This is a genomic window from Mycobacterium sp. SP-6446, from assembly GCF_001954045.1.
Taxonomy (GTDB): Bacteria; Actinomycetota; Actinomycetes; order Mycobacteriales; family Mycobacteriaceae; genus Mycobacterium.
Genome location: NZ_MBEM01000124.1, coordinates 73,483 through 95,265, shown reverse-complemented (window position 1 = coordinate 95,265; position 21,783 = coordinate 73,483). Strand labels below are relative to the sequence as shown.

The 21,783-nt window shown below is 68.1% G+C and carries 20 protein-coding genes; 13 read left to right on the top strand and 7 right to left on the bottom strand.

The features are described 5' to 3' along the window. Positions 1 to 243: 243 nt before the first annotated feature. From A5736_RS10735 to A5736_RS10715, 5 genes are all read left to right on the top strand, one after another. Entirely contained in the window at positions 244 to 1,233 is a 990-nt protein-coding gene (locus A5736_RS10735; RefSeq protein ID WP_076246103.1) for a permease, read from the top strand. Then, the gene (locus A5736_RS10730; protein WP_076246101.1) at positions 1,230 to 1,937 is read left to right on the top strand and encodes a TIGR03943 family protein; all 708 of its coding nucleotides are present in this window, start codon (positions 1,230 to 1,232) and stop codon (positions 1,935 to 1,937) included. The genes A5736_RS10735 and A5736_RS10730 overlap by 4 nt, the downstream gene beginning before the upstream one ends. A 188-nt stretch (positions 1,938 to 2,125) precedes the next feature. Beyond that, positions 2,126 to 3,142, top strand: coding sequence for a GHMP kinase (locus A5736_RS10725; protein ID WP_076246146.1), 1,017 nt, complete (start codon positions 2,126 to 2,128; stop codon positions 3,140 to 3,142). Next, the gene (locus A5736_RS10720; protein ID WP_139333244.1) at positions 3,130 to 3,747 is read left to right on the top strand and encodes an SIS domain-containing protein; all 618 of its coding nucleotides are present in this window, start codon (positions 3,130 to 3,132) and stop codon (positions 3,745 to 3,747) included. Before A5736_RS10725 ends, A5736_RS10720 begins: the two co-directional genes overlap by 13 nt. 13 nt (positions 3,748 to 3,760) lie before the next feature. Next, on the top strand, positions 3,761 to 4,291 hold the full coding sequence (locus A5736_RS10715; RefSeq protein ID WP_254848341.1) for an HAD-IIIA family hydrolase: 531 nt from the start codon (positions 3,761 to 3,763) through the stop codon (positions 4,289 to 4,291). On the opposite strand, the gene A5736_RS10710 is transcribed toward A5736_RS10715, so the two are convergent. Continuing rightward, positions 4,278 to 5,045, bottom strand: a complete 768-nt coding sequence (locus A5736_RS10710; RefSeq protein ID WP_076246095.1) for a WecB/TagA/CpsF family glycosyltransferase — start codon at positions 5,043 to 5,045, stop codon at positions 4,278 to 4,280. The genes A5736_RS10715 and A5736_RS10710 overlap by 14 nt on opposite strands. A 164-nt stretch (positions 5,046 to 5,209) precedes the next feature. On the opposite strand from A5736_RS10710, the gene A5736_RS10705 reads away from it, so the two are divergent. From A5736_RS10705 to A5736_RS10695, 3 genes are read left to right on the top strand one after another with little or no spacing between them, the layout of a single operon-like run. After that, positions 5,210 to 6,160, top strand: coding sequence for a GNAT family N-acetyltransferase (locus A5736_RS10705; RefSeq protein WP_139333251.1), 951 nt, complete (start codon positions 5,210 to 5,212; stop codon positions 6,158 to 6,160). Positions 6,161 to 6,165: 5 nt separating this feature from the next. Continuing rightward, positions 6,166 to 6,837, top strand: a complete 672-nt coding sequence (locus A5736_RS10700) for a DUF5642 family protein (protein ID WP_076246093.1) — start codon at positions 6,166 to 6,168, stop codon at positions 6,835 to 6,837. Positions 6,838 to 6,864: 27 nt separating this feature from the next. Continuing rightward, positions 6,865 to 7,521 carry a DUF5642 family protein gene (locus A5736_RS10695; protein WP_076246091.1) on the top strand — a complete coding sequence of 219 codons (657 nt, stop codon included), beginning with the start codon at positions 6,865 to 6,867 and terminating at the stop codon, positions 7,519 to 7,521. 7 nt (positions 7,522 to 7,528) lie between these two features. Here the strand turns inward: A5736_RS10695 and A5736_RS10690 are convergent, their stop codons facing one another. After that, positions 7,529 to 8,125 (bottom strand): alpha-ketoglutarate-dependent dioxygenase AlkB, encoded by a 597-nt coding sequence (locus A5736_RS10690; RefSeq protein ID WP_217695746.1) that lies wholly within the window; start codon positions 8,123 to 8,125, stop codon positions 7,529 to 7,531. A 70-nt stretch (positions 8,126 to 8,195) separates the two neighbouring features. Here A5736_RS10690 and arcA point away from each other — a divergent pair, with 70 nt between their 5' ends. Beyond that, positions 8,196 to 9,404 (top strand): arginine deiminase, encoded by a 1,209-nt coding sequence (gene arcA / locus A5736_RS10685; protein WP_076246088.1) that lies wholly within the window; start codon positions 8,196 to 8,198, stop codon positions 9,402 to 9,404. A gap of 47 nt (positions 9,405 to 9,451) precedes the next feature. Here arcA and A5736_RS10680 read toward each other — a convergent pair whose 3' ends face one another. After that, on the bottom strand, positions 9,452 to 10,300 hold the full coding sequence (locus A5736_RS10680; protein ID WP_076246087.1) for a DUF559 domain-containing protein: 849 nt from the start codon (positions 10,298 to 10,300) through the stop codon (positions 9,452 to 9,454). Between the two features lie 107 nt (positions 10,301 to 10,407). Continuing rightward, a complete protein-coding gene (locus tag A5736_RS10675) occupies positions 10,408 to 11,976 on the bottom strand; it encodes a dolichyl-phosphate-mannose--protein mannosyltransferase (protein ID WP_076246085.1) in 1,569 nt (522 codons plus the stop codon). 25 nt (positions 11,977 to 12,001) lie between these two features. Between A5736_RS10675 and rsmI the strand changes: the two genes are divergently transcribed. Beyond that, a complete protein-coding gene (rsmI, locus tag A5736_RS10670) occupies positions 12,002 to 12,838 on the top strand; it encodes a 16S rRNA (cytidine(1402)-2'-O)-methyltransferase (protein WP_076246083.1) in 837 nt (278 codons plus the stop codon). Here rsmI and A5736_RS10665 read toward each other — a convergent pair. From A5736_RS10665 to A5736_RS10655, 3 genes are read right to left on the bottom strand one after another with little or no spacing between them, the layout of a single operon-like run. Continuing rightward, entirely contained in the window at positions 12,805 to 14,067 is a 1,263-nt protein-coding gene (locus tag A5736_RS10665; protein ID WP_076246081.1) for an aminodeoxychorismate synthase component I, read from the bottom strand. The genes rsmI and A5736_RS10665 overlap by 34 nt on opposite strands. Before the next feature lie 47 nt (positions 14,068 to 14,114). Then, positions 14,115 to 15,020: an RNA polymerase sigma-70 factor gene (locus A5736_RS10660; protein ID WP_076246079.1), complete on the bottom strand. Its 906-nt coding sequence runs from the start codon at positions 15,018 to 15,020 to the stop codon at positions 14,115 to 14,117. Next, positions 15,017 to 16,204: an NAD(P)/FAD-dependent oxidoreductase gene (locus A5736_RS10655; protein WP_076246077.1), complete on the bottom strand. Its 1,188-nt coding sequence runs from the start codon at positions 16,202 to 16,204 to the stop codon at positions 15,017 to 15,019. Before A5736_RS10655 ends, A5736_RS10660 begins: the two co-directional genes overlap by 4 nt. Positions 16,205 to 16,431: 227 nt before the next feature. Here A5736_RS10655 and A5736_RS10650 point away from each other — a divergent pair, with 227 nt between their 5' ends. The 3 genes from A5736_RS10650 to A5736_RS10640 are packed head-to-tail and all read left to right on the top strand — an operon-like array spanning position 16,432 to position 21,678. After that, positions 16,432 to 18,297, top strand: coding sequence for a bifunctional diguanylate cyclase/phosphodiesterase (locus A5736_RS10650; protein ID WP_076122837.1), 1,866 nt, complete (start codon positions 16,432 to 16,434; stop codon positions 18,295 to 18,297). Between the two features lie 7 nt (positions 18,298 to 18,304). Further along, positions 18,305 to 19,975, top strand: coding sequence for a hypothetical protein (locus tag A5736_RS10645; protein ID WP_076246075.1), 1,671 nt, complete (start codon positions 18,305 to 18,307; stop codon positions 19,973 to 19,975). Between the two features lie 29 nt (positions 19,976 to 20,004). Next, positions 20,005 to 21,678: a hypothetical protein gene (locus A5736_RS10640; RefSeq protein ID WP_254848340.1), complete on the top strand. Its 1,674-nt coding sequence runs from the start codon at positions 20,005 to 20,007 to the stop codon at positions 21,676 to 21,678. Positions 21,679 to 21,783 lie beyond the last annotated feature (105 nt).

Below are 21,783 nucleotides of genomic sequence, written 5' to 3'. Positions count from 1 at the left end.
CACCAATGGTCAGCCACCACGACCGATATACCAAATGCCGCGACAGAGGTGGGCAAGCCCGTCTGCACCACGCGAATAACGTTGGCAGTACTCATTTTTCGGGATCAATTCGCTACGGTCCGAATCGCCGTGGCTCGTCCGATCTCCTCGTACTACGCCCGGGTGCGGCGAAGCCCCGGTGGCAAGTGATAATCATTTTCATTCCATGACTTACATCGTGATGTTCGTGCCCGGGTGGACCCGATGAGCGCCGCGCGCGTTCTGCGCGTCGGGTCCATGGAAGTTCTGGTCCTCGGCCTCGTGGCGTTCGCTATCGCCGGGACGTGGCTGCGCGCCAACGTCGCGCGCAGCGACACGTTGGCCACCGCGGGCACCGTCTTCTGCGGAGTCTTCGTCCAGGCGCTGCCCTTTCTGGGCTTGGGAGTTCTGGTCAGCGGATTGATCGCGGTGTTCGTGCCGCCCGAGCGGCTGGTGCGCTGGCTGCCCCGCCGTCCCGCCTCGGCGGTTGTCGCCGCCGGTTTGGCCGGGGCCGCGCTGCCCGGATGCGAATGCGGGTCGGTCCCGGTGGCCCGACGCCTGTTCGGCGACGGCGGCGCGGCGGGAGCGGCGGCGCTGACGTTCATGCTCGCCGCCCCGGCCATCAATCCGGTCGTGGTGGGCGCGACGGCCGTCGCGTTTCCCGGTCAGCCGAAAATGGTGATCGCGCGGGTGGGCGCGTCGTTGTTGACCGCCCTCGTGATGGGGTTGGTGTGGACGCGGTGGGGCCGCACCGACTGGATCACCCGCCGGCTACCGCCGAACTCGACGCACACCTCGGGATCCAGGTGGCACCAATTCAGCGAAGTCGCCCGGCATGACTTTCTGCAGGCGGCGGCCTACCTGGTCATCGGAGCGGCCGCCGCCGCGGCATTACACGTTGCGGTCCCGCCGCGGATCTTCGAGCACGTGGGCGCGCACTTGATCCTCGGCGTCATCGTGATGGCCGCGTTGGCGGTGGCGCTGGCGGTGTGCTCGGAGGCCGACGCGTTCGTGGCCTCGAGCCTGACCATGGTTCCCCTGGTCCCGCGGCTGGTGTTCCTGGTGGTGGGCCCGGCCGTCGACGTCAAGCTGCTCGCGATGCAGTCCGGCATGTTCGGGCGGGCGTTCGCCGCCCGGTTCGCCCCCGCCACGCTGGTGGTCGCCGTCGCGGCGGCCACCATAATCGGCGTAATCCTCCTCGGCGCATCGGCATGAGACGCGAAACCGAGAACACCATCCTGCTGCTGGTGGGCCTGAGCATCGGGATGATCACACTCACCGGCGCGTTCACCCGCTACGTGAAGCCGTCGCTGCTGCCCTGGCTGGCCATCACCGCCGTCCTCACGATTGGGTTCGCGCTCGTGGCGATCATCGGCGACATCAGACGTGGCGGCCCCACACATGACGCAGACGGGCATTCCCACCGCACCGGCGTAGTGTGGCTGCTCGTCGTGCCAATCGTCGTCCTGATCTTCGTCACGCCACCGCCGTTGCGGCCGCCGGCCGCCACCCGGGTGACGAACGTATCCAATGACGTTCTGCGCCATGCGTTTCCGCCGCTACCGGCCGGACGAGCCCCCGACGTCTCGCTGCCCGACGTGGTGATGCGCGCGGCCAACGACAGCTCGGGTTCGTTGACCAACCGGCTGATCACGGTGACCGGTTTTGTCCTCAACGAACCGGGCGGCGTCGACCTTGCCCGCATCGTCATCATCTGCTGCGCCGCCGACGCCCAACTCGCGCGGATCCATCTGCGCGACCACGACGGCGGCGCCGCCACAAAGTTCCCCGACAACACCTGGGTGCGGGTCGAGGGCGAGGTGACCCCCGCGGTTCGGCAGCCGCACACGCCGCCGATCCCGACGTTGCGGGCCGTCACGATCACGCCGGTGAACCCCCCGGCAAACCAGTACGCCTGAGGGCCCGAGTCCGGCAAAAGCGCAACGCACCTGCGGGTTCGTTGATACTCTGTGCCGGTTCCTTCGTGGCAAACCGGTGTTTTGGCACGCCGGCATGAACTGTTCGTGAGGTGGTTGTGATGAACGCGTACCTCGTGGACAGTGACTCGCAGCAACCGCTGGGCGAACCGCGTCGAAAGAGGATGTCCATGGCAGGTCCTCGAATCCGCGCCCGGGCGCCGTTGCGGATCTCGTTCGCCGGAGGCGGCACCGATGTGCCACCGTTCCCGGCGACCGAAGGCGGCTGCGTCCTATCGGCGACCATCGACCGCTACGCGCAGGGATCCCTGACCCCGCGCACCGATCGTGTCGTCACCGTCGAGTCGGTGGACTTCAAGACCACCACCGAGATGAGCCTCGACAGCGAGATCCTCTACGACGGCAGCCTCGATCTGATCAAGGCCGCGGTGCGGCGGTTCGGCCGCGACGGCACGGACGGCTACGACATGGTGCTGCGCTCAAGCGCTCCGCCCGGCTCGGGGCTGGGCTCCTCGTCGACGATGATGGTGGCGCTCACCGGCATGCTCGCCGAGCACTACGGCGTTCCGATGGGCGAATACGAAACCGCCCAACTGGCCTGCGCCATCGAACGCGAAGACCTGGGCATCACCGGCGGCATGCAGGACATGTACGCTGCGACGTTCGGCGGATTCAACTTCATCGAGTTCACCGATCGGGTGATCGTCAATCCGTTGCGCATCCGCGACGAGATCGCCTACGAGCTCGAGCTGAGCCTGCTGCTGTGCTTCACCGGCATCACGCGCGACTCCGCGCGAGTGATCGACGACCAAACACGCCGCGCCACAACGGGTGCCGACGACACGCTCGCGGGACTACGCGCCCAGAAAGAACTCGCCGTCACCATGAAGGCCGCATTGCTGACGGGCAAGCTCACCGATTTCGGCGCGCTGCTCGGGGAAGCCTGGACCCAGAAGAAACGCATGTCGCCCTACATCACCAACGAGCGCATCGACGAGCTCTACGACCTCGCCCTGAAAAACGGTGCACTGGGCGGCAAGATCACCGGCGCGGGCGGTGGCGGCTACATCCTGCTGTTCTGCGACTTCGCCAAAAAGCATCGCCTCATCGAAACGCTCGAGTCCGCCGGGGCCACCATCACCGAATTCGCCTTCGAGAGCAAGGGATTGACCACATGGCTGGCATGAGCATGTCGGATGTCGTCCCGCCCAGCGCGGCGACAGTTCAGGAGAGATTGGCCGACACGATCGCGGTCAAGCGGCAGATGCTGGACGGGGAGTTCGCGGCGCAGACCGTCGAGGTGGCGCGGGCGATGATCGATTCCCTGCGCTCCGGCGGCAAGGTGATCTTCTTCGGCAACGGCGGGTCGGCGCAAGACGCCGGCCATCTTGCCGCAGAACTCATGGGCCGCTTCGCTTTTGACCGCCCGGGCCTTGCGGCCCTCAGCCTCCCCGACGCCACGGCGGCGATGACGGCGATCGGTAACGACTACTCCTACGACGAGGTGTTCACCCGTCAGGTGCTCGCCGCCGGCCGCCCGGGAGATGTGGTCGTCGGGCTCAGCACGTCGGGCAACTCACCGAACGTCGTGCGCGCGCTCGAGGCGGCCGGCCAGGCCGGGATGACGACCGTGGTCCTCACCGGGGCGCGGGGTGGGAAGGTGGCCGGCCTGGCCGACATCTGTATCCGGGTACCGAGTGACGACACCGGCCGGATCCAGGAGGCATGCCTGCACTTGGGTCACACGATTTGCGAAATGGTTGAGGCGGCACTGTTTTCGCGACCCGCGTGAGGCCGTCCTGACGATGGACCTGCGGCACGTGCGCACCGTCTTCCTGGACCGGGACGGGACGATCAACGTCAAGGCCGCCGAGGGCGAATACATTCGATCGCCGGCGGAATTGGTGCTGCTGCCCGGCGCGGCCAAGGCACTGGCCGCACTCAACGCGGCCGGTATACGTACCGTCCTGGTGACCAACCAGCGTTGGCTGTCCGAACCGTCCGCTGACCCGGCATGTTTCGACGCCATCCAGAATCGTCTGCAAGAACTCCTAGCGGCCGAAGGCGCCCGGCTCGACGCCGCCTACCATTGCCCGCACGCGGCGGATAGCTGTGATTGCCGAAAACCGCTGGGCGGCATGCTGTTCCGCGCGGCACGGGAACACGATTTCGACCTGGCCGAGTCGGTGATGATCGGCGACAGCGACGCCGACGTGCTGGCGGGCCGGGCCGCCGGCGCGGCGACCGTCCTGCTGCGCCCCGGCCGTGGGGAAGTGGCGAACGCCGACGTCGTGGTCGACGACCTCGCCGCGGCCGTACGGCTCATCCTCGCCTAAACCGTTGGGCCGCAGACCGAGTCACCAGCGCGAGCGCGAACGGCAGATCGTCGCGCAGATACCTGCCCGCCAGCCGCCGCGGCTCCTGCAGTAACCGGTGCAACCACTCGAAGCCCAGGCGCTGCATCACCGGAGAGGCCCGACGGACCACTCCCGCGGCCATCGGGATGCCGCCGCCGCAGGCCAGGCACCACGCAGTGGGCAGTTCCTGCCGCAGTTGTTCGATGAGGCGCTCCTGCCTGGGAAAGCCCAAGCCGACAAACACCAGATCGGGTGCGGCGGCCGCGACGGCGGAGATCGCCTCCCGCGCTCCGCCCTCGGTCCGGTCGAAGCCGAACTCCGGTGACTGCGTGCCCGCGATGCGTAAGCCGGCGAACCGGGCGGCGAGCGCCTCGGCGGCCTTCTGCGGCACCCCGTCGGCGCCGCCGAACAGGTAGACCGATTTCCCGTCGGCGGCCGCCGCCGCGCAGAGCGCGGATATTAGCGAGGAGCCCGCGACCCGCTCGGGCAGCTTCTCGCCCTGTATCCGCGCCGCCCACACCAGAGGCATCCCGTCGGCGACGACCAGGGACGCCCGCGCGATGAGGTCGCCGAGCGCGCCGTCTCGGCTGGCCGCCCGGGCCACGTCGACATTCACCGGGACGATCGAGCCGCCTTGGTCCGCGGCCCAGGCCTTGCGCACGACGTCGACGACCTCGTCCTCGGTCAGCGCATCGAACCAGAGATCGCCCACCTGGATCCTGGCTGGCCGCATGTCTTCAGATTCTCGCCGCAAGCCAGCCGAAATTTTGCGGAACCGGGCACATTGTTGCTGCGTCAGCGGCAAACGCCCTAACCTGTAGCGGGCCGCAATTCGTTGATCGGCGGGATGTTGCAGTGGCCGGATTGACCGGTGCGCGAGTCGAAGAACTCGCGACGATGGACGTCTTCGAGGGATGCCCCGCCGAGGACTTAGCGCCGCTGGCCGCGACCCTTCAGCCGCTGCGCGCCGCGGCGGGCCAGGTGCTGATGCGGCAAGGGGAGCAGGCGGTTTCGTTCCTGCTGATCTCGTCGGGAACCGCCGAAATCAAGCACGTCGGTTACGACGGCACGGTGGCCGTCGGGGAGGCATCCGCGGGCACGATCATCGGGGAGATCGCCCTGCTGCGCGACATCCCGCGCATCGCGACGGTCACCACGGCCGAACCGCTGACCGGCTGGATCGGTGACAACGACGCGTTCACCCGGATGCTGCACATCCCCGGGGTGATGCCGCGGCTGCTGCGCACCGTCCGCCAGCGCCTTGCCGCGTTCATCACCCCGATCCCGGTGCGCGTCCGCGACGGCAGCGACCTGCTGTTGCGCCCGGTCCTGCCCGGCGACGACGAGCGCACGGTGCACGGTCACATCCAATTCTCCAGCGAGACGCTGTATCGCCGGTTCATGACGGCCCGGCTGCCTAGTCCGGCGTTGATGCACTACCTGGCCGAGGTCGACTACGTCGACCACTTCGTCTGGGTGATGACCGACGGCAGCGATCCGGTGGCCGACGCGCGGTTCGTTCGCGACGAGACCGACCCCACGATCGCCGAGATCGCGTTCACCGTCGCCGACGCCTACCAGGGCCGGGGGATCGGTAGCTTCCTGATCGGTGCGCTGTCCATCGCCGCCCGCGTCGACGGCGTCGAAAGGTTCTCCGCGCGAATGCTTTCCGACAACCTGCCGATGCGCACCATCATGGACCGCTACGGCGCGGTCTGGCAGCGCGAGGACGTCGGCGTCATCACCACCGTCATCGATGTGCCGCGCCGGCGCGACCTGCACCTCAAGCGTGAGATCGCCGACCAGATCGAGCGCGTTGCCCGCCAGGTGATCGAGGCGGTCGGCTAAAGCGCATGCGGCCGTTGTGGATTGGCGTGGTGCTCACCCTGCTGGTGGGCGCATGTGCGCATTCCCGCGCGCCCAAACCCCCGGCGCCGCCCTCGTCGTCGGCGCACGGCGTCGCCGTCAACCCCGCCAACATCAAGCGGGTGGTGCGCGAGCTGCCGCCCAACTACGAGGTCAGCACCGCCATCCCCGGTGCGGCCTCACCGCGGGTGATCTGGAGCCTTGGAAGCGATGCCGCGGCCAAGCCGGCGCGGTGCGCGGCACTCGCCGACCCGGGCAACGGGCACGGCGGATCCGCGCAAGGGTTGTCCGCCTCGGGCGCGGGCGGCATCGTCGACACGATTGTCGTTGCATTGCCCGGCCCGGTGGACCTCGACCACAACCTGGTCGCGGCGTGCGGGCAGTGGACCATGACTTCCGGACACACCACGGTCGGTGTTCACCTCACCGACGCCCCGCGCATCGACGGCGCCGAGACGGTCGGCATGGTGACCGATATCAAGTCATCCGTCGAGGCGGGCACCGAAATCGATTCGCGCGCATACACATTCACCGCGTACCTGGGCGGCTACTACGCGTTCACCACGCTGATCACCGACCCGGGCTCGGCGCTGCCGGCCCTGCCACCCCAATTCGCCGCCGATCTTCTCGTCAAAACGGTGTCCACGTTACGCAGCTGAGCGACGGGGTTGGGTAGATTGGCCACGATGTTCAAGGTGGTGTCGGCGATCGCATCCGTCTGCGTTCTCGCCGGCTGCTCATCGGGTTCGGATGCCGCCTCGACGAGGGCCGACATCGCCAAGGTCTCCGGGGTGAAGTCGAGCTTCGGGCCGGAGTTCAAGGTCGCCGATATCAGCGAAAGGGCAATCGATCCCAAGTTCCTGTCCGCCCGCAAGCTGCCCGACGGCCTGAGTTTCGATCCCCCCAACTGCGCGAAAACCGCGCTCGGCCCGGCCATGCCCCCGGACTTGCAGGGCAATATGGCTGCGGTGTCCGCCGAGGGCAACGGTGACCGCTACGTCGTGATCGCGGTGGAAACCTCCAAGCCGGTGCCGGTCGAGGATCCGGCGAAGGACTGCAGCAAGGTGGCATTTTCCGGGGGCCAGGTGCGCGGCGGCCTCGAGGTGATCGACGCGCCGCACATCGACGGGACGCACACTTTCGGGGTGCACCGCGTGTTGCAGGCGCTCGTCGGAAACACGGCCCACACCGGCGAGTTGTACGACTACTCCGCCCAGTTCGGCGCCTACCAGGTGATCGTCATCGCCAATCCGCTTGTGGTGCCCGATCAGCCGGTCGCGAAAGTAGACACGCAGCGTGCCCGCGACCTGCTCGTCAAGGCGGTGGCCGCGGTGCGCAGCTGACTCGGCTCTATCGGACGTCGCGGGGCCGAAACTGGATGCTGACGCGCGGACCGGTTGGCGCCGCCGTCTTCGGCACCGAGTGTTCCCAGGTGCGTTGGCATGATCCGCCCATCACCAGCAGGTCGCCGTGCGCCTGCGGCAGTCGCAGCGACGGGCCGCCGCCGCGGCGGCGCATCGCGAAAGTGCGTGTGGCGCCGAGGCTGACGATGGCCACCATGGTGTCTTCCGAGCTGCTTCGGCCGATGGTGTCGCCGTGCCAGGCAACGCTGTCGGAGCCGTCGCGATAGCAGCACAACCCCACCGTGGTGAACGGCTCGCCGAGCTCGCCGGCGTAGATGTCGTTGAGCCGACGGCGCAGCCGCGCCAGGCGCGGGTGCGGTGGGTCTTCGACCGTGAGGTCGTGAAAACTCACCAGCCGCGGGACGTCGACCACGCGGTCGTACATGTGGCGGCGTTCGGCCCGCCACGGGACCGTGGACAGCAACGCGGTGAGCAGGTCGTCGGCGTCCGTCAGCCAGCCGGCGCGCAGCTCGATGAACGCGCCGTCACCGAGTTGTCTGCGCTCGGTGTGTTGGAACAGCGAGCCCTGGACCGTGACGCTCACGCGGGCCAGTCTATCGCACATCCGTTCGATCGGGACGGGAGCGGCCGAGCGACCGGCTACCGTCTTAACCGTGGGTGTTGAGCTGAGCACCGAGTCCGAAGTGGGCACGCTACGCGTCGCCATCCTGCACCGCCCCGGCGCCGAGTTGGGGCGACTCAATCCACGCAACAGCGACCAGCTGCTGTTCGACGGATTGCCGTGGGTCGCTCGCGCGCAGGAGGAGCACGACCAGTTCGCCGAGCTGCTGCGGTCGCGCGGCGTGGAGGTGCTGCTGCTGTCGGACCTGCTGACCGAGGCGCTCAGCCACAGCGGGGCGGCCCGGATGCAGGGTGTTGCCGCCGCGGTCGACGCGCGTCGGCTCGGTGCGCCTCTGGCGCAAGAGCTTTCGGCCTATCTGCGCGGCCTGGACCCGGTCCGGCTCGCGAATGTCCTTATGGCCGGCATGACGTTCAACGAACTCCCGCCCGACACCCGCACCGACGTGTCGTTGGTGCTTCGCATGCACCATGGCGCGGACTTCGTCATCGAGCCCCTGCCGAACCTGGTGTTCACCCGCGACTCGTCGATCTGGATCGGGCCGCGGGTCGTGATCCCGACGCTGGCGCTGCGGGCCCGGGTTCGCGAGGCGTCGTTGACCGACCTCATCTACGCGCACCACCCGCGGTTCACCGGTGTGCGGCGCGCCTACGAGTCGCGCACCGCCCCGGTCGAGGGCGGCGACGTGCTGTTGCTCGCGCCCGGTGTGCTCGCCGTCGGGGTGGGCGAGCGCACCACCCCGGCGGGCGCGGAAGCGTTGGCGCGCAGCCTATTTGACGACGACCTCGCCAACACGGTGCTGGCCGTGCCGATCGCTCAGAAGCGCGCGCAGATGCACCTGGACACGGTGTGCACGATGGTCGACACCGACACCGTGGTGATGTACGCGAACGTCGTCGACACGCTTTCGGCCTTCACCATCCAGCGCACGCCCGACGGCGTCACGATCAGCGACGAAACGCCGTTCCTGGAGGCCGCCGCCAAGGCGATGGAGATCGACAAGCTGCGCGTCATCGATACCGGTCTCGATCCCGTCATCGCCGAACGCGAACAGTGGGACGACGGCAACAACACGTTGGCTCTGACGCCCGGGGTCGTCGTCGCCTACGAACGCAACATGCAGACCAATAGCCGCCTGCAAGACGCCGGCATCGAAGTGCTGACCATCGCGGGCTCGGAATTGGGCACCGGCCGCGGCGGCCCCCGCTGCATGTGCTGCCCCGTCGCCCGCGACCCGGTGTGACGCCGAGATTGCCGCCACGGTCGTGATTGGCCCCCGGATCACAGCCCTCACGGCAATCTCGGCGCAGAGCGGCGCGCAAGCGCGTCGCGCGCCCGCTGCACAATGACGTTTGGCCGGTCCTCATTGATCACCCTGATCACATGCCAGCCGAGGCGACTGACCATGTCGGCTCGCCGGATGTCCCTCACGTATTGCCTTCGATCGCTTCGGTGTTGGTCCCCGTCGTATTCGATTGCGACCATCGGCCCCTCCCATCCCATATCGAGGTACGCGACAAGCTGTCCATCGGTGACGCGGATCTGCGTGACGGGGCGGGGCAGGCCGGCGTCGATGAGGACCATTCGCAACCAGCTTTCCTTCGGAGACTGTGCTCCGCCGTCCATTAACACGAGAGGTACCTGGCATTGGCGCACGCCCCGTGCCCCCTTATGCCGAGCTATTAAAGGGGCCACGTCGGCCGAGGTAACAGCGGTCGCCGCCGACAGCGCGTCGAGGTGGGCGACCGCGACGGCAGGCGGCAGATGCCTGGCCAGATCGAACGCGGTGCGTGCAAGACCAGTTACAGGCAGGCCGTCGAATTCGACGACGTCCTCATCGCTGATGCGTTCGCGGCGAACAATCGTGCCCGGAGGTGGATGGTTGAGCGGTCCGACAATTTCTATCGGGGTGAAATCGTCGATCCACTTGGCTCCGTGGAGCGCGGCGGCGGCACGGCCGGCGATGATGCCGCGCCGTCCCGACCACAGCCACGCCGCATGGGCGTTGTCCCGCAGCGACCTGACCCCGTTTTTCGGCAGGTATACGTTGCGGTGGATTCGCCGGTAGTTCCAGCGCAGTTGGCCGCGGGTCAGCGCGCCGCACGCTATTGCCTCGGTCCCGCGAAATACCCCCGTCACGCGCTCATGGTGCTTGCGGTGACTGACATCTCACCGAGATTGCCGTCATGGTCGTGATTGGGCCCGCGATCACAGCCCTCACGGCAATCTCGGCGCAGAAACCCGAACTACCGCCAGCTGGGCAGCCAGATCTCCATGTCCCAGGTCTGCTGCGAAATGGGAAGACCGGTAAGCACCGGGAACAGCCAGGCGAAGTTGGTCACCACCAACGCGACGTAGCAGCACACCGCGATCAGGCCCAGCGTTCGCCGCTCGGAGCTTTGACCACGCGCGTAGAGGATGTCCCCACATATCAGGGCGATCCCCATCACCAGGAACGGCGCCATCGTCGCCGCGTAGAAGAAGTACATCTGCCGGTCGATGTCGGCGAACCAGGGCAGCCACCCCGCGCAATAACCCACCAACACCACGGCGTAGCGCCAGTCGCGCCGGATCACCGACCGCCAAAGGGCATAGATCAGCACCGGCACCGCCAGCCACCACATCGCGGGAGTGCCGACCAGCATCTCGGCCTTCACACACGATTGCGCCCCGCAGCCAGCCACATTCTGCTGGTCGATGGCATAGAGCACCGGCCGCAACGACATCGGCCAGCTCCACGGTTTGGATTCCCACGGGTGGTAGTTGCCGGCCGAATTCGTCAGGCCCGCATGGAATTGGAAGGCCTTGGCGGTGTAGTGCCACAGGGAGCGGATGGCGTCGGGCAGCGGAACGACGGAGTGGGGACCTATCGTCTGGCCGACCTCGTGCCGGTCGATCGCGGTCTCCGAGGCGAACCACGGCGCATAGCTGGCCACGTAGACCGCGAAAGGGATGAATGCCAGCGCATACGCGGTGGGGATCAGGTCACGCCGGAGAACCCCCAGCCACGGCCGGGGCACCTGATATTGACGGCGCGCAGCCACGTCGAACGCCAACGACATCGCGCCGAAGAACAGCACGAAGTAAAGCCCGGACCACTTTGTCCCGCAAGCCAATCCGAGCAGAATCCCCGCGAGGAAGCGCCACCAGCGCACACCCAGCCGCGGGCCCCACACCGTTTCGCTGGCGCGGCCCTCCAGCAGGGCCACGTGCATTCGTTGCCGCACCTGATCGCGGTCGACGATCAGCGCGCCGAACGCGGCGACCACGAAGAAGGTGAGCAGGCCGTCGAGCAGCGCGGTCCGGGAGGCGACGAAGCTAACGCCGTCGCAGATGAGCAGCACGCCGGCGATGGCGCCCACCAAAGTCGATCGGCTGATCCGCCGCACGATGCGCAGCACCAGGGTCACCATCACCACGCCGAGCAGGGCCCCGGTGAACCGCCAGCCCAACCCGTTGTAGCCGAAGATCGCCTCGCCCAACGCGATCAGTTGCTTGCCGACCGGCGGATGCACCACCAGCCCGAAGCCGGGATTGTCTTCCACCCCGTGGTTGTGCAGCACCTGCCAGGCCTGAGGCGCGTAGTGCTTCTCGTCGAAGATCGGCGTGCCCGCATCGGTCGGTGACCCCAGGTTGAGGAATCGGGTCACCGTTGCCAGCAGCGTGATCACGCCGGTGACCACCCAGCCGCGGATGTGGTCGGTGGGCCCGAAATCGGCGACCGGGATTAGCGGGCCCGGGCTGACGACGGGCACGACGCGCTCCCCGACGGCATCCTCCACTGTCACGGAGGTTTCGCGGGCCGGAGCGGACATCGGTGTCGATCGTAGGCTGTCCGTCATGACCTACGGTCGCCTGTTGCTCGGTGCGACCCCGTTGGGCCAGCCGTCGGATGCCTCGCCTCGGCTGATCGACGCGCTCACGAGCGCCGACGTGGTGGCGGCCGAGGACACCCGCCGGGTGCGCACCCTGGCCAAAAACCTGGGCGTCGCCATCACCGGCCGGGTGGTCAGCCTGTTCGACCAGGTCGAGGCCGCGCGGGTGCCCGCGCTGGTCGACGCGGTCAAGGCCGGGGCGACGGTGCTGGTGGTCAGCGACGCCGGGATGCCGGTGATCAGCGACCCCGGCTATCGGCTGGTCGCCGCTTGCGTCGACGCCGGGGTGCCGGTGACGTGCCTGCCCGGGCCGTCCGCCGTGACCACCGCCGTGGCCGTGTCCGGTTTGCCGTCGGAGAAGTTCTGCTTCGAGGGCTTCGCCCCGCGCAAGAGCTCGGCGCGCAAAACGTGGCTCAAGGGACTGGCCGACGAGCGGCGCACCGTCGTGTTCTTCGAATCGCCGCGCCGGCTGGCGGCGTGCCTGCGCGACGCCGTCGAGGAACTCGGCGGTGAACGCGCGGCCGCGGTCTGCCGGGAGCTGACCAAGGTGCACGAGGAAGTGGTGCGCGGATCGCTCGCCGAGCTGGCGACGTGGGTGGCCGACGGCGTGCTCGGCGAGATCACCGTCGTCGTCGCCGGCGCCCTCCCGCGCGCCGACCTGCCGTCGCTGGTGGCGGACGTGGAGCAGCTCGTCGCGGGGGGTGCCCGCGTCAAGGACGCGTGCGGCGAGGTGGCCGCCGCGCATCCGGGAGTGCGTTCGCGCCAGCTCTACGACGCGGTCTTGCGGTCACGCCGCGAGTGAGTCGGGGATGTGAGCCCGACTCCAGCCGCCTTGTGCAGACATTCTTCCCATTCGGCGTCGGGGTCCGAGTCGGCGGTGATCCCGCCGCCCACGCCGAGAACCGCGCCGCCCACCGCGTCGAACTCGACGGTGCGGATCGCGACGTTGAGCTCACACCCGGCGATTGGCGATGCCAAACCGACTGTGCCGCAATATATCCCGCGGCGGCGTTGCTCCCATTGCGAAATCAATTGGCGGGCACGGTGTTTGGGGGTACCCGTGACCGAGGCGGGCGGAAAGGCCGCGTCCAGCAGCGCGGTCGTCGGCAGCTCCGTCGGTACCCGCGCCGCCACCGTGGACACCAGGTGCCACACGCCGGGCGCACGACGCACCACCAGCAGCTCGGGCACGGTCACCGTGCCGGTGATCGCCACCCGGCCAAGGTCGTTGCGGACCAGGTCCACGATCATGATGTTCTCGGCGACCTCTTTGGCCGAAGCCCGTAACTCCGACGGCCAGGCATCCAGCGGCAGGGTGCCCTTGATCGGGCTGGACGTCACGACGCAGCCGCGGCGCCGCAGAAACAGCTCCGGAGACAGCGACGCCACCGCGCCCCACGGTCCGGCGACGTAGGCCGCCCGGGACGGAGCGGTACGCGCGACGCCGTCGACGAAGAAATCCAGCGGCGCCCCGCTGACGCGTCCGGTGAACTGCGTGCACACGCACGCCTGGTAGACCTCGCCGGCGCGGATCGCCTCCAGGCAGGCGAGCACACCGCCGCGGTGCTCCGCCCGGTCGGCCGCATCCCAGTCGATCCGGCATTCGCGTCCGGGCGCGGGTGTCGCGGCCAGTGCCGCGGCCAGCCACTCCGGCATCGGCGCCCCGGAAAGGCTTTCGTACCACCACCGCCCGTCCCGGTCGCGGCGCAGCACGCAGTCGGTCCACCCCCCGGCGGCCTCGGGGATCCGGTTCGGACGCCCATCGGCGCCGGCGTCGGGATAGGACAGGTAGCCGACCCAGCCGCCGCCCACGGCCGCGGAATCCGGCGTCCGCGCGTCCAACCCGACCGCGAACGCGTCGCGGGCGTCGACCGGTTGCGCCGACACGCTCGGTGCGATAACAGCCTGCGCGCCGAACCAGTCGCCGGTCAGCGCGGCCGGCGGCGGCAGACCGAGCCGCCCGGTGGCGTCGCCGACGGCGCGCAGCACGCGGGGCGCGTCGCCAAGGTCGCCGAGGTCGTCGATTCGCACCGATCTAGCTTGACAGAACAACGGACAGCCGCACCCCGCACCGGGGGTCAGCCGCGGCTGATGTCGCGGGCCGTCGCCAGCGCGGCCAGCTTGTCGGGATTGCGCATCACGTAGAAGTTGGTGATCTTGTCGCCGGCGATCTCCAGCGTGATCACCATCTCGAGGTGTTCGTCCTGATAGACCAAGACCGCCGGGGCGCTGTTGCAGGTCACCATTTCGATGCGCACCGCGGCCCACAATTTGCTCATCTTGCGCATCAGCCCGGCGATGGCCCTGGCCACCCGTTCGGCACCGACCACCGGCCGCCGCGCGGCGGACACCTTGCCCCCGCTGTCGGCCATCCAGGTCGCATCCGGGGCGAGCATTGCGATCAGCGCGTCCACGTCGCCGTTGGCCGCCGTGGCCAGGAATTGGGCGGTGATCTCCGCGTTGCGGTGCGCGTCGACCGTGCCGAAGCGCTTGCGCCGCGCCCGCACGTGCTCGCGGGCCCGGTGCGCCACCTGCCGCACGGTCGGCGCGGGCTTGCCGACCGCCTCGGCAATGTCGCCGTAGTCGAAACCGAACACCTCGCGCAGCACGAACACGGCCCGTTCGTCGGGGCTCAGGGTTTCCAATAGCACCAGCATCGCCATCGAAACCGATTCCGCCAGAACGACATCGGCCGACGGGTCCTGGTCATCGGTGAGCAGCGGCTCGGGCAGCCACGGCCCCACGTACTCCTCGCGGCGACGCGCGCCCGCCCGCAGCGCGTTGAGCGCCTGACGGGTGACCAGCTGGGCCAGGTACGACTTCGTGTCGCGCACGGTCGCGAGGTCGACGTCGGCCCACCGCAGATAGCTGTCCTGCAACACGTCGTCGGCCTCGGTCGCCGAGCCCAGGATTTCGTAGGCGATGGTGAACAACAACGGCCGCAGCAGCGTGAACCGTTCGGCGTGCTCACCGGGGGCGATCATGGCAGCGGGACCCGCTCGTCGGCCTGCAGCCGCGCTGCGCGGTTGCCGCCCTTGAGCCAGTAGTACGAGCCGGGCTTGGCGGCCTCGCGGCGGATGGCCCACAGCGTGCCCTTGCAGATCGCCTCCTTGAGGGACGCGGCGGTCCGGCCGGCCAGCACCGCGTTCACCGGGGTGTCGTCGGTGCGTGCGAGCTGGAAGGTGGCGTGGGCGCGGCCGAGGCTGATGCACTGCCCGACGAACGCCTGGTTGAGCGCCGCGGGTGTCCGCCCGGCGATGCGGCTGAGCACCGTGTCGGCGGCCTGGGCGCCTAACGGCCCGGCGGCCTGGCAGCTCATCCGCAGCGGCTGGCCCGACGGCGCGGTGGCGTCACCGGCGGCGACGATGCGATCGTCGTCGACGCTGGTCAGCGTCTCGTCGGTGAGCAGCCGCCCGATCGCGTCGGTGCTCAGCCCGCTGCGCGCGGCCAGATCCGGCACCGCGAACCCGGCCGTCCACACCGTCGCGGCGCTGGGCAGCACGGCGCCGTCGCTCAGCACCACCGCGTCCCAGCGGACCTGGGTCGCTGCGACGGATTCCAGCACGTTGACGCCGAGCTTGCGCAGTCGCTTGCCGACCGAACGCCGACCCCGCTCGCTCAGCGACGGTCCGAGCGTCCCACCGCAGACCAAGGTCACCGGGCGTCCCCGCGCGCCCAGCTCGGAGGCCGTCTCGATGCCGGTCAATCCGGCGCCAATAACAGTGACCGGGGCGTCCGGCGGCAGGTCGGCGAGGGCATAACGCAGCCGACGCGCGCTCTCGAGGTCGGCGATGGCGTAGGCGAATTCGGCGGCGCCGGGGACCGTCGAGGGCATCGCGCCCGTACTGCCGACGGCATAGATCAGGTAGTCGTAACTCAGCTCGGCACCCGAGGCGAGCAGCACCCGCCGGTCCGCGAACTCGATGCGGTCGACGGTGTCGACGATCAGCCGGATTCCATCGCCCAGCAGCTCGCCGAACTCGGCGGTCGCGGCGCCGGTGTCGGCGACCAACTGGTGCAAGCGAATCCGCTCGACGAAGACGGGACGGGAGTTGACCAGGGTGATATCGATGTCCGGACGCTGCCGCAGGCGGTTGGCGGCCACGGTTCCGGCGTACCCGCCGCCGACGACGACGACATGGGTTCTTGGGGCGGTGACCTCGCTCATTTCTGTCTCCTATTCTCACGGGACGTGTGCCCTTGAGACACCGCGGCCTGTTGGGGTGTGACAGATCCGGGCGGACTGTGAGCTGTTTCACTCGCCGGATTGACCCGAAAACTCCAGGTACAGGCCCATCGCAAGCCCCGCTCAGGCGGGGTAGCGCGTGTTACGCTTCGCCATACTGATTGGGCCAGCCGCCCAGACGGGACATTTGCCCGACATCGGAGGAGCCCGTGCCGCGCAGTCTCGATCTCGTCGTCACTTCCGTAGCCACCCAGCTGATGCAGGCCACGAGTTCCACCGCGACTCAAATCAGCGAACGGATACTCGCGCAGCTCGTCGAGCAGTTCGACATGGACAGCAGTTTCCTGCGCCACCACGACCAGGACGTCCGGGCCTCGGTGCTGGTGGCGGAATGGCCGCCGCGCACTGACGTTGCGCATCCGGATCCGATGGCCGTTGTCCACTTCACCAGCGCCGACCCGGTGCTCGCGGAATGCGAGCGCAGCAGGAAACCGGTGGTGATACCGGACGATCAGAGCGGCCATTCCCTGCACCGCTGGCTCGGCGGAGCCAAGGGACGCCCCTCGCCCTCGGTGGCGGCGGCCCCGCTCGTCTCGGGCGACGCGGTCACCGGCGTGCTCGGCTTCGTTAAGTACGGCAGCCGGAAGTGGAAGCCGGAGGAGCTAAACACGCTCGAGGCCGTCGCCGCGCTGTTTGCGCAGCTTCAAGCCCGCATCGCGGCCGAAGAAAAGCTGCGCTACCTCGCCGAGCACGACGACCTGACCGGTCTGTACAACCGTCGGGCGCTGGTGGCGCATCTGTCGGAGAGGCTGGCCGCGGGCAGTCCGGGGCCCGTCGCGGTCTTGTATTTCGACCTCGACCGGTTGAAGCCGATCAACGACTACCTCGGCCATGCCGCGGGCGACTGGTTCATCAAGGTCTTCGCGCAACGCATCCGGGTATGCGCGGGAAGTCAGAGCCTGATCGCGCGGCTGGGCGGCGACGAGTTCGTCGTCATCCCCGACCAGCCGATGTCGACCGGAACCGCGGAGTCGTTCGCGCGCCGCATCGGCGCGATGCTGCACGAGCGCATGGCCGTCGGGGGATACATGATCACCCGCACCGTCAGCATCGGGCTGGCGGTGGGCATGCCGGGCCGCGACAACAGCGCCGACCTGCTGCGCCGCGCCGACGAGGCCGTGCTGACCGCCAAGCGCGCGGGCGGCAACCAGGTTGCGGTGTCCACCGATGACATGTCACTGAAAAGCGCCTTCCGCAACGACATTGAGCTGCACCTGCGCGGGGACATCGACAGCGAAGCGCTGCTGCTGCATTATCTGCCCGAGGTCGACCTGTGGACGGGCGCCATCGTGGCCGCGGAGGCGCTGGTCCGCTGGCGGCACCCGATCTGGGGGCTGCTGCTGCCGGACTCGTTCATCGGGGTGGCGGAGACGACCAATCTCGCGGCGGAGCTGGGCCAGTGGGTAATGCGAAGCGCCTGCGCGGAATTCAGCCGCTGGCGCGCCAACGGTGTCGGGCAGAGCGCCGTGCTGCGCATCAATGTGTCACCGGTTCAACTGATCACCCGCGGCTTCGTGCGCAGTGTCGCCGACACCATCGAGGAGTTCGGCATCGACGGCGGATCGCTCTGCCTGGAGATCACCGAGCGGGCCGTGGTGCACGACATCGAGACCACTCGCAAGACGCTGACGGAACTCAAGGAGGTCGGGGTCCAGATCGCCATCGACGACTTCGGGACCGGCTATGCCGTTCTCTCGCACCTGAAGTCGCTGCCGGTCGACATCCTGAAGATCGATACCGCGTTCGTCCGTGAGTTGGGCAGCAACGCCGGAGACCTCGCCATCGTTCGCGCGATCATCGGGCTGGCCGAGGCCTTCGGCCTGCAGGTCGTCGCCGAGGGAGTCGAGACACCCGCCGCCGCACTGACATTGATGCAGCACGGATGCCACCGCGCCCAGGGATTCTTGTTGTCGCGGCCCGTTCCGGGTGACGCGATGGAAGCGTTGCTGTCCGCGCGCTGGTTGCCGATGCCGTTCCTCGCCGACCGCGAGTCGCTGTCGTTGGGCGTGATCTGACATTCCGATGTTTCGTCCATCGAAGAAACGCGTGCTGGCCGCTGTCGTGTGCACGATCGCGGTGGTGCTGGACGGATGCGGCAGGCACAGCGACCCCGGACCGCTATCCGCGATGGTCAGCCCCGCCATACCGCCGACCGTCCAACAGATCTCCAACCCGCTGCGCGGGCAGTACGAGGATCTCCTGAATCCCCTTTTCCCGCAGGGTAATCCGGCCCAGCAGCGCTATCCGGCGTGGCCGGCTTCGTATGACGCGAGCCTGCGGGTGTCGTGGCGGCAGTTGCAGCCGACCGATCCGCGCACCCTGCCCCCCGACGCGCCCGACGATCGCAAGTTCGATTTCAGCGCGATCGACGATGCGCTGACGAAGCTGGCCAGCCGAAACATGCGGATGACGCTGCGCGTGTACGCGTACAACTCGTGTTGCAACGACTCGGGCAATCCCAACATCGCGATTCCCGACTGGATGCGCCCGGCGGCCACCACCTATTCGGGGCCGCCGAACGGTTCCGCGGCGGGCGTGACGCAGGTGGTGCCGAACTGGAACAACCCCGATTACCTCGACGCCTTCTCCCAGCTGCTGGCCGCGCTGGGCCGGCGCTACGACGGCGACGAAAGGCTCAGCGTTTTCGAGTTTTCCGGCTACGGGGATGTCAGCGGCAACGACGTCGCCTATTTGCGCGACGCGTTGGGCGCGCCAGGCCCGTCGCCCGACGACAGCGTGGCGATGCTGGGGTACTACAGCCAGTTTCGTGATCAGAGCATCACCATCGCGTCCATTCGGCAGCTCGTCGCGGCGAACGTCAACGCGTTCCCCCACACACAACTGGTCGTTACCCCGCAGAACCCGGAGATCGTGCGCGAGCTGCTCGCCGACGACGTCACCAAGAAACTGTCCGCACCGGTGGGCATCCGTTCGGATTGCCTCGGCGTTCAGGAGCCGCTGCCGGCCTGGGCCGATTCCAACGACTCTCACTATGTGCGCTCCAACGACGCGGTGGTCAACGCGATCAAGCAGCGGCTGACCTCGGCGCTGGTGATCACCGAATGGTGTCAGCTACCGAGCGGAGCCGACCCGCGGGCCTACTACGAAAAGGGACTGCACGACGTCATCAGGTACCACGTGTCGATGACGTCGAGCACCAGATTCCCGGACCGCGACGCGACGTCGGCGATGGACGCGAACTTGTATCTGCTCTGGGCCAAGGCCAATGCGTCGGCCGGCTATCAGTATTCGGTCGAGGCGCGTCCGGGCTCGCAGTCGATCCAGGGCAAGGTGGCGAGCATTTCCGTCGTCTGGACCAATTACGGTTCCGCGGCCGCGACCGAACAGTGGACGCCCGGCTACAAGCTGGTGGATTTCTCGGGGACGGTGGTCCGGACCGTGCCGGCGACGGTGAACCTCAAGACACTGGTTCACGACGACTCGAGCCAATCGCGCGAGGAGGCGGTCCCGGCCCCGACGACCGAGTCGGTGCACGTCGACCTGACCGGCTTGGCGCCGGGACACTACACGCTGCGCGCATCCGTTGACTGGCAACAGCACAAACCGGGCGCCTCACATGTGGTGAACTACGCCCCCATGGCGTTGGCCCGCGACGGCCGCGACGGATCGGGCATGTATCCGATTGCCACACTAGATATTCCGCGCGACTCGACGACAACCAATGGCCAATGATTCGCCGGGCGCGATCTAGCATCGCAACGATGATCCGAATACTGGGGAAGCGCACGGCGGCCATTGCCGTGTGCGCGGCCCTGGCGCTGAGTGGGTGTAGTAGTCGCAATAACCCCGAGCCGCTGACCCCGATCGCCAGTCCGGCGATCCCGTTGACCGAGCAGGAGATCCCCAACCCGCTGCGCGGACAGTACGAGGATCTCCTGATGCCGCTTTTTCCGCAAAGCAATACGGCGCAACGGTATCCGCCGTGGCCGGCGTCGTACGACGCGAGCCAGCGGGTGTCGTGGCGGCAGTTGCAGCCCACCGATCCGCGCACGTTGCCCCCCGACGCGCCGGACGATCTCAAGTTCGATTTCAGCGCGATCGACGACGCGCTGGCGAAGCTGGCCGGCCGCAACATCCGGCTGACCCTGCGCGTGTACGCCTACAACTCCTGTTGCGATGCCACCTATCCGAACAACACCAATATCGCGGTTCCCGACTGGATGCGGTCGGCGACCACCAGCTATACGGGGCCCGAACGTTATTGGTGGACGCCCGGGGTGACGCAGGTCGTGCCCAACTGGAACGACCCGAATTACCTGGAGGCGTTCGGCCAACTGCTGGCCGCGCTGGGCCGGCGCTACGACGGCGACGAGCGGCTCAGCGTTTTCGAGTTCTCCGGCTACGGGGATTTCAGCGAGAACCACATCGCGTATCTGCGGGACAAGTTGGGCGCGCCGGGTGCGTCCCCCGAAGACACTGAGGCGCGGCTGGGCTATTACAGCCAGTTCCGCGACCAGAGCATCACCAAAGCGGCCATCCAGCAGCTCGTCGCGGCAAACGTCGCCGCGTTTCCCCGCACGCAACTGGTCACGACCGCGCTGAACCCGGAAATCGTGCGTCAGTTACTCGCCGACGACGTCACCAAGAAACTGTCGGCGCCGGTGGGCATCCGCTCGGATTGCCTGGGCGTGTTTGCGCCCTTGCCGGTGTGGGCCGAGTCGGACAAGTCGCATTACGTGGAGTCGAAGGATCCGCTCGTCGGCGCAATCAAAGACCGGCTGGCCTCGGCACTGGTGATCACCGAGTGGTGTCAGCTGCCCGCCGGCACCGATCCGCGGTCCTACTACGAGAAGGGCTTGCACGACGTCGTCCGGTATCGCGTGTCGATGACGTCGAGTTTCAACTTCCCGGACCGGGACTCCAGCACCTCGATGAACCCGGCGCTGTATCTGCTGTGGGCCCAGGCCAACGTGGCCGCCGGCTACCGGTATTCGGTCGAGGCCCGGCCCGGCTCGCAATCAACACAGGGCAAGGTCGCGACCATCTCGGCGGTGTGGACCAATTACGGCGCGGCCGCCGCGACCGAGCACTGGGTGCCCGGCTACCGGCTGGTGGATTTCTCGGGGGCGGTCGTTCGGACCCTGCCGGCAACGGTCAACCTCAAGGCCCTGGGCCAGGGGCAGACCGGCGACAACCCCGGCAAGGAACCGGTGCCGGCATCGTCGACCGAGGCCGTTCACATCGACATGTCCGGCCTGCCGCCGGGGCGCTACACGCTGCGTGCGGCCGCGGAATGGCAGCAGCACAAGCCGCTCGCATCGCACGTGGTGAACTACCCGCCCATGCGGATGGCCCGCGACGACCGGGACGAATCGGGCTGGTATCCGATCGCGACGCTCGATATACCGCGCGATGCGGTCACGCCCGAACGGTGAATGGCGGGCAAAGGGGACTGGACACCGCTAATAGCGATTCTGACGATGCCGCATGACGATGCTGCATAATGTGCGAAGCTTTGCCCGGCGGGTGAGCAGTAAACG

Bases quoted from the DNA above. Each gene is read 5' to 3' on its own strand.
- A5736_RS10720 (WP_139333244.1), top strand. From the start codon at position 3,130: ATGGCTGGCATGAGCATGTCGGATGTCGTCCCGCCCAGCGCGGCGACA.
- A5736_RS10710 (WP_076246095.1), bottom strand. From the start codon at position 5,045: ATGCGGCCAGCCAGGATCCAGGTGGGCGATCTCTGGTTCGATGCGCTG.
- A5736_RS10715 (WP_254848341.1), top strand. From the start codon at position 3,761: ATGGACCTGCGGCACGTGCGCACCGTCTTCCTGGACCGGGACGGGACG.
- A5736_RS10675 (WP_076246085.1), bottom strand. From the start codon at position 11,976: ATGTCCGCTCCGGCCCGCGAAACCTCCGTGACAGTGGAGGATGCCGTC.
- A5736_RS10660 (WP_076246079.1), bottom strand. From the start codon at position 15,020: ATGATCGCCCCCGGTGAGCACGCCGAACGGTTCACGCTGCTGCGGCCG.
- A5736_RS10735 (WP_076246103.1), top strand. From the start codon at position 244: ATGAGCGCCGCGCGCGTTCTGCGCGTCGGGTCCATGGAAGTTCTGGTC.
- A5736_RS10700 (WP_076246093.1), top strand. From the start codon at position 6,166: ATGCGGCCGTTGTGGATTGGCGTGGTGCTCACCCTGCTGGTGGGCGCA.
- A5736_RS10725 (WP_076246146.1), top strand. From the start codon at position 2,126: ATGGCAGGTCCTCGAATCCGCGCCCGGGCGCCGTTGCGGATCTCGTTC.
- A5736_RS10695 (WP_076246091.1), top strand. From the start codon at position 6,865: ATGTTCAAGGTGGTGTCGGCGATCGCATCCGTCTGCGTTCTCGCCGGC.
- A5736_RS10730 (WP_076246101.1), top strand. From the start codon at position 1,230: ATGAGACGCGAAACCGAGAACACCATCCTGCTGCTGGTGGGCCTGAGC.
- A5736_RS10640 (WP_254848340.1), top strand. From the start codon at position 20,005: ATGATCCGAATACTGGGGAAGCGCACGGCGGCCATTGCCGTGTGCGCG.
- A5736_RS10645 (WP_076246075.1), top strand. From the start codon at position 18,305: ATGTTTCGTCCATCGAAGAAACGCGTGCTGGCCGCTGTCGTGTGCACG.
- rsmI (WP_076246083.1), top strand. From the start codon at position 12,002: ATGACCTACGGTCGCCTGTTGCTCGGTGCGACCCCGTTGGGCCAGCCG.
- A5736_RS10705 (WP_139333251.1), top strand. From the start codon at position 5,210: ATGGACGTCTTCGAGGGATGCCCCGCCGAGGACTTAGCGCCGCTGGCC.
- A5736_RS10655 (WP_076246077.1), bottom strand. From the start codon at position 16,204: ATGAGCGAGGTCACCGCCCCAAGAACCCATGTCGTCGTCGTCGGCGGC.